Origin of the sequence: Botrimarina colliarenosi, from assembly GCF_007859955.1 — a bacterium.
GTDB classification, from domain to species: domain Bacteria; phylum Planctomycetota; class Planctomycetia; order Pirellulales; family Lacipirellulaceae; genus Botrimarina; species Botrimarina colliarenosi.
Map to the genome: position 1 here is coordinate 66,971 of NZ_SJPR01000002.1, position 12,450 is coordinate 79,420.

Genomic DNA, 12,450 nt, shown 5'->3' on the forward strand with positions numbered 1-12,450 from the left:
CTAAAGATAGAGATTGACGCTGGCGACCAGGTCGGCGCCGATAAACACGGGCAGCCCAACCCCCTGTTCAAAGCCGTACTCGGCGAAGCAGTCGCCGCGCGGGAACTCTTTGCCCAGCAGGTCGTGGGTCGCGTAGGGGGCGCTGTCGCGAAACACGCGGCCGGCAAGGCCTTCACCGTGGCGGAGGGAAAGACGCCGGCTCACCGACGCCAGCGCCGTGTAGGGGCCGTAGTCGGCCGAAACGATGCGGAGTTGATTCGTCGTCAGGTCACGGGCCCAGACTTCCATCGCCTTGGCGATGGGCGTCTGCTTTGTATTGAGGAGGAGCAAGACCGCATCGAGCTCGGGGGGACGCCCCATAAAAGGAATCCCCACCGCCGAGGTGAGCTGTTCCGTCCGGGCGGCCGCGACGCGGATAAAGTGCTTCGAGTCTTGCAACGCCCCCAGTACGCGCGGGAACCGATCGTCCCAGACACGGCCTGGCAGGCCTGCCCGGCGAGGAAACTTCACGTACTTTGTGATTTGCTCTAACCGATCGAGTCCCGCGTACAGGTTCTCGGCCAGACCGAGCTCGCCCCGTTCGTTGCGGCGCCAAACCTCGCAGGCGCCGCGGAAGTCGCCCCCCGTGTCGCAGCGGAATGTGGTCACGCCACGGCAGACTTCCCCCTGCATCGACGGGACCGCCACGGTGGCGATGTCTCCCTCGCGTTCGATTGTCGGCGTTCCCTCGGCCCCGGCACGCCCGACGGCCCCCTCGCCGAGGTGGAAAATCCCCTCGCCACAACAGTGCGCAACGAGCCGCTGTCCCGACTCATCCCGTCGGTAAACAGCTATCGATCGCACTAAACTGCGTCCGGCGACTTCCATACCTGCGACGGCTAAAGGCATATCTGCGACAGCAATAGAGAGATTGAAGGAAGGTTGTGGTGTGGGCGTCTCGCTCACGCGCCCGAGCCAATCAATTGGTTCTCGGCCTCGGTGGGTTCGGCGAGGGTGTACGCGGGGAACTCGTGGTGCGTGGCGCTCATCGCCTCGACCATGTGCATCGTGTCGTCCCAGTTCGACGTATCGGGGTCCTTCGGCTTGGCGCCGCCGTGGTCTTGTTCTTCGAGGAATGACACAAGCGCGCCACGGAGGTCGTAGTACATCGGGTGCTCAAGCACGGCCGCCCGGTTGCGGGGCCTCTCGAACGGGAGGTCGAGCACCTGCCCAACCCGGGCGTTGGGGCCGCTAGTCATCATGCAGACGCGGTCGGACATGTAGATCGCTTCATCGACGTCGTGCGTAATGATCATGGTGGTGATCCGCTCGCGGTCGAGGATCCGCAGGATCACGTCTTGCAGGTCCATCCGCGTCAGCGAATCGAGACGCCCGAAAGGCTCGTCCAGAAGTAGCACACGCGGCTTGAGGGCAATCGCTCGGGCGATGCCAACCCGCTGCTGCATTCCGCCCGACATCTCACGGGGGAACTTGTGAAACGAATCGGACAACCCAACCGCCGCAAGATAGTGCTCGGCGATCTCGCGACGCTGCCGCTTCGTGCCGTGCTGGTAGACGCGGTCCACGCCGAGAAGGACGTTCTCCAGCGACGTCATCCAAGGCAATAAACACGGCGACTGGAAGACGACGGCGCGGTCGGGCCCCGGTCCCGCGATCTCTCGGCCGGCGACGGCGATATTCCCGCCGGAGATCTCATTGAGGCCAGCGAGCATCGTCAGCACGGTGCTCTTGCCGCAACCGGAGTGGCCAATGACGCTGACGACCTCCCCCTTCTGCAGGACGAGGTTGAAACCATCGACGACGCGCACCGCCTCACCGTAGGGGTTGGGGTAAGCCTTGACGAGATTGTAGATCTCGACGTAACGCCGGTCGGTTGGTGAGAGGCTTTCGGCCATAAGGCTCTGATGTTGATCCGTATAATTCTTCCCTCCCCGGACAGGGTGGGAGTTTCGTTACGCCATCGCCATACGGGCTCCCGGAATGACCGGGTCCAGATCGGGCAGCGGCAACTCGCTCGTCGAAGAAAGCACTTTCGCCTTGGCGTTGAGCCGCAGCAGGTATTTGGTCACTTCGTTGCGGAGGTGTTTGAACTCCTCGTTAAAGTTCAACGTCGCCCGCTCACGCGGCCGATCGAGCGTCACGACGAACTCCTGGCCGAACGCCGCGGCGGGACCGGTCGTTAGCGGCACAATGCGGTCCGCCATGATGACCGCTTCGTCGACGTCGTTAGTGATCATCACCACGGTGCGGCGGTCTTCCTCCCAGATGCGGATGATCTCGTCCTGCAGTACCGACCGCGTCAGCGCGTCGAGCGCCGAGAGCGGCTCATCCAACAGCAGCACCTCAGGCTTCATCGCCAGCGTGCGGGCCAGGCTGAGCCGTTGCCGCATGCCACCGGACAATTCACCGGGGAGTTTCCACTCCGACCCGGCGAGGTTCACCATCGCGATGTAGTGCCGGCAGTAGTCGCGACGCTCCCCGGCGGCCATCTCGGGAAAGACCTGTTTGACCGCCAGTTCGATGTTGCCGTAGACGCTCAACCACGGCAGCAGCGAGTAGTTCTGGAACATGATCCCCTTGTCGGGGCCGGGCTCCCGGATCGGCTTTCCCGCCATCCGGACCTCCCCCGAGTCAGGCTTCTCCAGCCCGGCCAGGAGCGATATCAACGTGCTCTTGCCGCTGCCGGAGAATCCGATCACGGCGACAAACTCGTTGCGCGCGACCTGCAGCGAGGCGTTCTTCAACACCTCGTACCGATTCGATACGGGGCCGAAGCCAAACGAGACGTTGTCAAGTTCGAGGTAAGGCATGTAAGGGGTTGGTTGTCAGCGTCTAGTCGGTAACAGGAAGGCGTTGTGGCAGGTTCGCAGATTGTTGACCGTCAATGCTTACCGCTAGCTCAAATCGCAGTTGGAGCGCCGTCAAAGCTGACCAAGCGTTGGAAGACGATCATCAAGCGGTCAAGGAGCAACCCAATAGCGCCGACGACGAAGACCACGACCATCATCTTGGCGAACGAGTCACTGGCGCCGTTATTGAACTGATCCCAGACGAACTTCCCCAAACCCTCGCTTGAGCTGAGCAGCTCGGCGGCGATCAGCACCATCCAGCCCACGCCCAGCGAGATCCGCAGCCCCGCGAACACCAGCGGCAGCGAAGACGGCAGCACGATCTTGAACAGTCGGTCCCAGAACCCCAGACGCAGCACCCGAGCCACGTTGATATGGTCCTTATCGACCGACGCGACACCGAACGCGGTGTTGACCAAAGTCGCCCACAACGAGCAGAGCGCTACGGTGATCGCCGAAGCGATGAACGCGGGGTTGATCTTGTACTCGCCCAGCCACGGCAGATTCCACATCCACTGCGTCAACCAGTGCTTGTCGGGGTCGGGGATGAACCCGCCGACAACAATCAGCGCCACTGGCAGCCAAACGATGGGAGAAACCGGTTTGAAGATGGCGATGAACGGCGTCATCGCCGCCATAAAGGTTTTTGACAACCCACACAGCACCCCGAGCGGGATCGCAATCGCTGACCCGATGAAAAATCCGACAAAGACGCACAGCACGCTCCGCGCCACCTGGTACGGCAGCGTCGCCGGCTTGGCGTAACCCGACTCTTCAATCGTTGCGATTCGGTCTTCGTCGCGGACGACCTTGACGGCGGCCTTGTAGAGGCCGGCCGCATCGGCAGCGTAGAGGTTCTGCTTGTCCTCAGCGAGCGTCGCCTCGGACTCGGCGACTTTGGTGTAGCGATTGTCGTCGGTCAGTTGGTCACGCATCTTGCCAAGGTACTGACGCTCTTCGGCGATCGCGGTCTGCTGCGTTAGCGCCTGCATCAAGCCCGGGTCCTTCTGGCCACGGAGCGTAGAAATTTCCGACTTGAGGTCGCGTAGCCGCTCTCTTTCCATGTCCGTCAGCTTGCGATGCTCACGGACCATTGCGACATAGGCGTCCTTGGTCGCCTTGTCACCTGCCGCGGCTTTCGAGGCGGCGGTCTCGAGCTCCGCGGTGCGGTCGGCCTGCCGACTCTTGAGCTGGGCGGCGAGCGAGTCGTACTCCTTCTGAAGGGGAGCTACCCGCTCTTCGGTCCGCGATTTGGCCGCCAACTTCGCTTCGGCAACGGCGGTGTTCGCCTCTTGCTCGAGCGGCTTGATCTCATTGAGGCGGGCTTCGACGCGGGCCAACTCGGACTCACGCTTCGTCCCGTCGAGATTGAAGGCCTGCTGCTTGTCGCTTTCGCGGTTGTGGAACTGGAGGATGGACTGGGCCGATCGCCATGTCTCGGCCGGATTAGGAAGCTTCCCCGACTTGGTCTGCACCTGATCGGAGACGGCAAACCACAGGGCGATAAAGGCGGCAACCGCCAGCATCGGTGCGACGATGAACTGAGCGATCTGCTTGAGCTGCTTCTCCGGTTCCTCACCGTAACAGAGCCGGACCACCGGCGACAGAAAGTTCATGCCCGCTACGTCGATCGCCTTCACCGTGCGGTGCTTGCCGGCCGCCACCGCCGCGGCGATTAGCGCGCCGAGCACAACGAATCCGATCCAAAGCATAACTAGTCCTGTTATTCTCGTTTGGTAGCCGCCGATGGCCGCGGTTGAAGCACTTGGTGGGTCGCCCTATGCGCTGCGGCGGTCTCCCCAGCACTCAATCCTTATTGCCGATCTTGTGCGAGTTGAGGTACTCGATCGGCTTCTTGCCGTCGTAGCTGATCCCGTCGATGAACGCGTCGGTCGGCGGCTTGTAGCCGTCCGTGTCGAGAGGGACTTCGGACTCGTCGAGAAAGCCCTCGTCGATCAGCAATTGAGCCGCTTCGAGGTAAATCTCGGGCTTGTAGATCTCGCGGGCCGTCTCGTCGTACCATTCGGCAGGCTTCGCCTCGGGGATCTGGCCCCAGCGACGCATCTGCGTCAAGAACCAGACGCCGTCGGAGTACCACGGGTACGTGCAATCGTGCTTGAAGAAGACGTTGAAGTCCGGCATCTCGACCTTGTCGGTCTTCTGGAAGTAGAAGTAGCCCGTCATCGAGTTCTTGATCACGTCGTAGTCAGCGCCCACGTAGTCGGGCCGTGAGAGGATGCGGGCTGCTTCCTCACGATTGACGAGCTTGCCGCTGGCGTCCGTCTTGTCGAGCCATTTGCCCGCCTTGATCAGCGCCTTGACGACGGCGATGTGCGTCTGGGGGTTCTCGTCAGACCACGACTTGGTGACGCCAAAAACCTTCTCGGGGTTGTTCTTCCAAATCTCATAGTTGGTGACGACCGGCACGCCGATCCCTTTCGAGACCGCCTGCTGATTCCACGGCTCGCCGACGCAGTAGCCCTGGATGTTGCCCGACTCGAGCGTGGCGGGCATCATCGGCGGCGGCGTCACCGACAGCTCGACTTCGGCGTCGGTCCGGCCGCCGATATCGGCCTTGGTGTACATGCCGGGGTGGATTCCAGCCGCGGCGAGCCAGTATCGCAGCTCGTAATTGTGCGTGCTGACGGGGAAAACCATCCCCATCTGCAGTTTTTCGCCCTCGTCCAGTTTCTCCTCAACCACCGGCTTGAGAGCGTCGGCGGTAATGGGGTGCGGGGGCGTGGGGCTCTGCAGCGCCGAGTCGTTCTCCTGCATCTGCTCCCAGACGGCGTTCGAAACGGTGATCCCGTTGCCATTGAGGTCCATCGTGAACGCCGTGATCACGTGGGCCTTGGTGCCGAAGCCGATAGTCGCGGCGATTGGCTGACCGCTCAACATATGGGCGCCGTCAAGTTCGCCACTGATCACGTTATCGAGAAGCGTCTTCCAGTTGGGCTGAGCGATGACCTCAACCTGGAGCCCCTCATCCTCGAAGAAGCCTTTCTCCTTAGCGATCACGATTGGTGCGCAGTCAGTCAGCTTGATGAAGCCGAACTTCAGGGCGTCTTTCTCAACATCGAGAGGCTCGGTCTCTTGGGCTCTAGACGCGCCTGGAGCGGCCGCTACAGCCCCCAACAGGACCAAACGAAGACAAATCGTGCCTAACGAGAATCGAGGTGCAGATCGCATCAAATTGAGCGGGGCAGGGGGAGGTCTGTGGCGGGGCGGCGCATCGCGGGTCAATTCCCTCTCCCCGTTTGCAACCTTTGCACCAAAGCAACCGAGTGAGCAAAGAATCGCCACCTATGGATTCGGAAAGGCCAACTCCTCCTCGTCATGGATCGAAGAGAGGTCCGATGAGAGCGATGGGCGTCTGTGGGCTGCGTGACAGCTGGGCAGGTCTGCTTACATACAAAGCAGGGGTGCTCCTCGCCCGAGCTGCTGCTAGGTTTCTCGCCATCCGAGAAAAGGCGGAAGAGGCGAAGCCGTGTTCTCGCCCTGTTGGCGAGCGCCCTCGATGCGTTACGGAACGGCCGCCTCAGCGCCGGGAGGCGCCGGGGAGAGGTGGGGATCCGTTCGAGACGACAAGGCGCTCGGACTTTTCGGGCGTTCCCGAGCCGCCCGCGAACATGCCACGGGATTACCGGCGAGAGACCAAGGCTTCCGTCTAAAAACTGGAGTCCTTGGTGGGTTACGCGTTCATTTTGCTGAGAAAACCGGCCAAGTAAGAAGGGACTGCTGACGCGGCCTCGGAACGGCCTGGACCTTGGCAGCGGGGGCGATTCTTCGTCCGCCGACTGGAACAGTCGGCGTAATCCGGCGTAATCCCGAGGGGGGGTGGGATCGTTCCGACTATCTACTCCCCAAAAACAGTGGCCGATCAGCCGATCTCGGGCGTTAACCCGCGCCTCTGAATAGGCTGGAAGGTGGAAACCCGCGGTTGGCGACCGCCTAGCGGCTCGGCAAAGGCCACGGAACAGAGACACACAGGCAAGCGACACCACCGATGCGAAAAAGCAGAAAGCGACAAAAGCCGGCGCGCCGTCAGCGGAACCTGAGGGCAGGTTTCCAGCAGCTCGAATCACGCCAGGTCCTCTCGGCGACCGCGGTGGCGATCGACGTCAACCCGTACGGGGCGGCCGCCCCGGCGGAGCTGACCGTTGTCGGCGATCTGATGTACTTCTCCGCGACCGACGGTAGCAACGGCCGCGAGCTGTGGGTAACCGACGGGACGTCCCTCGGGACGCGCTTGGTGAAGGACATCGCGCCGGGCTCGGCGGCGTCGACTCCCACCGATCTGGTAGCGATCGGCACGTCGCTCTACTTCATCGCCACCGACGGAACGAACGGACGCGAGCTCTGGAAAACCGACGGGACCGAGGCCGGAACCGTCATGGTCCGGGACCTCACCCCCACCAACGCTACCGCATCGTCGGTTGATAACCTGATTGCGGTGGGCAATACGCTCTACTTCACGGCGAACGATGGGACCAACGGCGTCGAGCTCTGGAAGTCCGACGGCACCAGCAACGGCACCACGCAAGTCAAGAACATCGCCGCGGCGGCGGGCGCGTCGTCGACTCCGGGAAATCTCACCGAAGTGAACGGCGTCCTCTACTTCTCAGCGACGGATGGCGTCAACGGTCGCGAGTTGTGGAAGTCCGACGGGACCGCGAGCGGGACGGTCATGGTGAAGGACATCAATACGGGGACGACCACCACCACTAGTGGAACCACCACAACGGAGACGCCACGGTCCTCTTCGCCCGGCCTGATGACCGTCGTCGGGAATACGCTCTACTTTGTGGCGATCGACTCGGTTCACGGGGCCGAGCTCTGGAAGACCGACGGCACCGCCGGCGGAACGGTCCGTCTTACCGACCTCTACGCGGGCACGACGAACTCATTCGGGGCGGGTGACCAACTCACCGCCGTTGGCAATACGCTCTTCTTCAGCGCCAACGACGGCGTCCACGGCACCGAGCTTTGGAAGCTCGACACCGCGACATCGAGCACTCCGACGCTGGTCAAAGACATCGAGCCCGGCGCCGAAGGCAACCTGAACGACTTCTCGGGTTTCACCGCGTACAACGGCAAGCTCTACTTCTCGGCTAGCGACGACGTGAGCGGCAAGGAGCTTTGGGTCTCGGACGGGACGTCCGTGGGGACGATCCGCCTCGTCGACATCAATCCGGGCGTCCACAAGGACGACGACGACGCGGATGTCGCCAATGACTCTTACCCCTATTACTTCACGGAAGTGGGCGGGCTGCTCTATTTCTCAGCCTTCACCGACGCCACGGATCGTGAGCTGTGGCGCACCGACGGGACGGCTGCCGGGACGCAGCTGGTCACCGACGCCCACTTTGGGACGAAGGCTTCGAACCCCACGAATTTCGTGGAGTTCAATGGCGGGATCTACTACACCGCCCTCGACGCGTCGGGTCAGAGCGAGCTACACACCCTGGTGAATGCGGACAATTTCCGGCTCACCGTGTCAATCAACGGCGGCGCCATAGAGATTCCGGACCTGCTGGGCGTCGAGTCGGATGGCTCGAACGGGGCGTACTACACGCTGACGGACGACGGCTTGGTGTTCCTTGGGGGAACCGGCCAGACGCTTGGCGGCTTCTTCGATATGTGGCGCACCGACGCGGGCGAGGCGGGCGAGAACGCCGAAGCGTTCCTCACGTCGACCCGCCTGATGGGCTCCGTCGCTGACGGCACGCACACGGTGCAGATGTTCGTCAATGGCCACCTCGTCGACGAGTTCGGCGACTACGTTTTGCAGGATGGCGACGACGTGGTGCTGGCCTACACGTCCAACCCCATCGTGTCGATTGTCACCAACTATGGCGGCATCGTCATCGAGCTCTTTGAGAACGAGACGCCCGGCACGGTCGACAACTTCCTCACCTACATCAACGACGGCGATTACCTCAACTCGTTTTTCCACAGGTCCGTAGAAGACTTTGTGATTCAGGGTGGCGGCTTCACCACCAGCTCAACGGCGTTTACGAACACGAGTCAGTTCAGCCCGGTCACCTCCAACGGGCAGATCGATAACGAACCTGGCATTTCGAACCTCCGCGGCACCCTCGCGATGGCGAAGATTGCCGGCCAACCAGACAGCGCTACCAGCCAGTTCTTCGTCAACCTGAAAGACAACAGCAGTTTGCTCGACCCGGCAGACAAGAACGCCTTCACCGTCTTCGGCCGTGTTCTCTCAATGCAGACGGTCGACGACATCGCAGGATTGCAGATTAACGACGTTGATGGAGCCACCAACAGCGCGTTTGGCGAGGTGCCTCAAGGCGCGAATGGCGAGTTGGTGGTCGTCAGTGCGATCGAGGGCCTCGGCAGTCTGACCGGCGCCAAGTTCCTCGACCTCGATGGCGACGGCAGCTTTAACAACTCCGATGTCGCCCAGAGCGGCGTGGTCGTCTTCATCGACCAGAACAACAACGGCTCTTTCGACGCCGGCGAGCTTTCGACGACCACCGACGCCAACGGCCGCTATCACTTGCAGGTGACGCCCGGCGCCTACACGGTGCGGGCCGAGTTGTCGTCCGGCGTCGTGACGACGCAGGCGGGCTACTCCGTCAACGTCGAGATCGGCCGCGAGATCGCCAACCTCAACTTCGGCGAGCAGTTCCTCGGCGCGCCGACGGGGGTCGATCTCGTCGACGTTAGCGACACCGGCTCCAGCGATAGCGACGACCTGACGAGCTTCAACAACGCCACGGCGGGATCGAAGTTAACGTTCAGCGTGACCGGCGTCACCGCTGGCTCCGAGGTGCGCCTCTACGCCGGCAGCGTCTTGATCGGGACCGCGACTGCCTCGAGCAATCAGGTTCTCATCACGACCGATGGGGCGACCACGCTGAGCGACGGTCTGCACGCCATCACCGCGACGGTTTCTCTCTCGGGATTCGAGAGTGATCCCTCGGCAGCGCTCAATGTGACGATCGACTCGACGACGCCTGGCGGCGTCACGACAGCCCTTCCTGACGAAGCACGGGTCGGCCAAGAATTGTCCGTCGATCTCGACAGCCCCGACGAGGGCATGGCCGGCGTCCTCTATTCGCTGGTCGGCGCCCCGGCGGGCATGACAATCGACGCGGGCACCGGCGAACTGACTTGGACCGCCACTACCGAGCAAACGGGTCCGCTGCAGTTCGATGTCGTCGTCACGGACGCGGCGGGCAACGCGTCGACGAGGACCTTCGAGCTCACGACCCTCGGCGTGATCGCGGCCCGAGCCGACGACTACGAGGTTGACGAGGACGCCTCGCTGAGCGTTGACGCCGCGAATGGCGTGCTGCAGAACGATGGCGACGGCTCGATCGACGGCCTCACCGTGACAGTTGTCGATCAGCCGGCTCACGGTACGGTCACCCTCAACGCCGACGGCTCGTTCACCTACACGCCTGAGGCAAACTACTTCGGCGCCGACTCGTTTACCTACCGCTCGACCGACGGGACCGACGTCTCGAACGTCGCCAAGGTGACGATCGCCGTGAACGCGTTGCAGGACGCGCCGGAGCCGGTCGTCGACAGCTACACCCTCAACGAAGACGAACCGCTGGCGGTCACGCCGGCGAATGGCGTCTTGGCGAACGACGTCGACGTCGACGGCGACACGCTCACCGCGACCGTCGTCACGGGGCCGACGCATGGGACGCTCACCTTCAACGCGGACGGCTCCTTCGTCTACACGCCAGCCGCCAATTACTTCGGCCCCGACTCGTTCACCTACTCCGTTACCGACGGGGTGACCGTTTCCGACCCGGTAACCGTGTCGCTGACCGTCAATTCGGTCAACGACAACCCCACCGTCACCGACGACACCTACACCGTTAGCGAAGACGGCACGCTCACCGTCGCGGTCGGTGAAGGCGTGCTCGCCAACGATTCTGACATCGATAGCACGGTGCTCGGCGTCACGGTCGTCACCGGCCCCGCCAAGGGCACGCTGACGCTGAACGCGGACGGGTCGTTCACCTACACGCCGAACGCTGACTTCTTTGGCACAGACACGTTCACCTATCGGACGTCGGACGGGGCGGGGGGCATGAACGATGGCCAGGTGACAATCAATGTCACCGGCACGCCCGATTCGCCAGTGGCGGTCGACGACAGCTTCGACGCCCCTAACGATGGGACGCCGACGACGCTCAACGTACTTGCCAACGACACCGATCCCGACGGCACGTCGTCGCACAAGATCACCTCCGTGACGACCGGCTCGCTTGGCGGGACGATTGTGATCAGCGCCGACGGCCGTTCGCTGAAGTACACGGCGCCCCTCGAGGGGGTCGGCAACGACGTTTTCACCTACACGATGGAGGACGGAGACGGGCTCACCTCGACGGCGTCGGTGGTGGTCAATGTCTACGATGCGGGTAGCGTGACGATCAGCGGCTTTGTGTATGTCGACACCGACAACGACGGCGTCCGCGAAACCGGCGAGATCGGCATCCCCGGCGTGCTCGTGACGCTCACCGGCGTCGATGTCCGCGGCTACTCGGTCTCACGGTCGATGCTCACCGGCAACGACGGCAGCTACTCGTTCACCGAGCTTTCATCAGGCACGTACAAGATCGTCGAGAGCCAGCCTGCGGCCCACTCGGACGGCAAGGACGTGACGACTGTCGCCGGGGCTGCGCTCACCAACGACACGATCAGCAACCTCGTCGTCAGCGGCAATAGCGTGTTCACCGAGAACAACTTCGGCGAGACGCCGCTCTCCTCGAGCTATATCACGCTGGCTTGGTTCCTCGCCTCAGCGCCCTCGCCACAGGAGATGTTCCGCAAGGTCGTGGCCGACGCCGAGGAACAGGCCGGCCACACCGAACTGGCCGCAACCATCCGCTCAGGCGGTAGCGCCAGCCAAACAAACACGTCGCCAACCGCGGCCATCGACGCCTACATGGCGACCGAAGACACGACGCTCACGGTGACGGCCGCCAATGGCGTCCTCGCCAACGACTCGGACGCCGAGGACGACACGCTGACCGCTGCGGTGACCCAGTCACCCACCCACGGAACGCTGTCGCTGGCTTCCGATGGCTCGCTGACCTATACCCCGACGGCGAACTACACGGGGCAAGACACGTTCAGCTACAAAGCGAAGGATGACGAGTTCTCGTCGCCCGCGGTCGTGGTGACCATCACCGTGGCGAACACCAACGACGCTCCCGTCGCTGCCAACGACACCTACCCGGCGACCGCCGGCGCGCCGTTGGTGATCGCCGAAGGTGAAGGCGTCCTTGCCAACGACACGGACATCGATGGCGATACGCTGGCGGCGACGATCGTAACGCAGCCCACCAACGGCACCGTGTTGCTTGGCTCCAGCGGCCAGTTTACCTACGTCCCCAACGCGGGGTTCACCGGTCAGGACTCGTTCACCTACCGGGTCGCTGACCCGAGCGCCGCGACGGCCACAGCGACCGTGGCGATCCAGGTTGCAGCGAGCACTACTACTAGCGGCAGCCAGTCGGCGACGATGGCCTTCGTGCTCGACGCCTTCGATGCGGCGTTTGAGGAGAGCGAGGACTGGAGCCTGGCGTTGTAACTTAGCGCCGTCGTTTAGCCC

5 protein-coding genes and 1 pseudogene are annotated in these 12,450 nt (G+C 62.8%); 1 reads left to right on the forward strand and 5 read right to left on the reverse strand.

Translation table 11 applies throughout. From position 1 onward, the window contains the following. From Pla108_RS08455 to Pla108_RS08475, 5 genes and pseudogenes are all read right to left on the reverse strand, one after another. On the reverse strand, window positions 1-843 hold the full coding sequence (locus tag Pla108_RS08455; RefSeq protein ID WP_146444509.1) for a hypothetical protein: 843 nt from the start codon (window positions 841-843) through the stop codon (window positions 1-3). Window positions 844-941: 98 nt separating this feature from the next. Continuing rightward, the gene (locus Pla108_RS08460) at window positions 942-1,895 is read right to left on the reverse strand and encodes an ABC transporter ATP-binding protein (RefSeq protein WP_146444510.1); all 954 of its coding nucleotides are present in this window, start codon (window positions 1,893-1,895) and stop codon (window positions 942-944) included. 57 nt (window positions 1,896-1,952) lie between these two features. Continuing rightward, window positions 1,953-2,810, reverse strand: coding sequence for an ABC transporter ATP-binding protein (locus tag Pla108_RS08465; RefSeq protein WP_146444511.1), 858 nt, complete (start codon window positions 2,808-2,810; stop codon window positions 1,953-1,955). 89 nt (window positions 2,811-2,899) lie between these two features. Continuing rightward, the gene (locus Pla108_RS21270; RefSeq protein WP_231934385.1) at window positions 2,900-4,561 is read right to left on the reverse strand and encodes an ABC transporter permease; all 1,662 of its coding nucleotides are present in this window, start codon (window positions 4,559-4,561) and stop codon (window positions 2,900-2,902) included. A gap of 94 nt (window positions 4,562-4,655) precedes the next feature. After that, window positions 4,656-5,930, reverse strand: a pseudogene (locus Pla108_RS08475) (CmpA/NrtA family ABC transporter substrate-binding protein); the annotation flags it as partial. A 925-nt stretch (window positions 5,931-6,855) separates the two neighbouring features. On the opposite strand from Pla108_RS08475, the gene Pla108_RS08480 reads away from it, so the two are divergent. Continuing rightward, the gene (locus tag Pla108_RS08480) at window positions 6,856-12,429 is read left to right on the forward strand and encodes an ELWxxDGT repeat protein (RefSeq protein ID WP_146444513.1); all 5,574 of its coding nucleotides are present in this window, start codon (window positions 6,856-6,858) and stop codon (window positions 12,427-12,429) included. The last annotated feature ends 21 nt before the right edge of the window (window positions 12,430-12,450 follow it).

Coding starts and splice junctions, on each gene's coding strand:
- Pla108_RS08480 (WP_146444513.1), top strand. CDS start 6,856: ATGCGAAAAAGCAGAAAGCGACAAAAGCCGGCGCGCCGTCAGCGGAAC.
- Pla108_RS08460 (WP_146444510.1), bottom strand. CDS start 1,895: ATGGCCGAAAGCCTCTCACCAACCGACCGGCGTTACGTCGAGATCTAC.
- Pla108_RS08465 (WP_146444511.1), bottom strand. CDS start 2,810: ATGCCTTACCTCGAACTTGACAACGTCTCGTTTGGCTTCGGCCCCGTA.
- Pla108_RS21270 (WP_231934385.1), bottom strand. CDS start 4,561: ATGCTTTGGATCGGATTCGTTGTGCTCGGCGCGCTAATCGCCGCGGCG.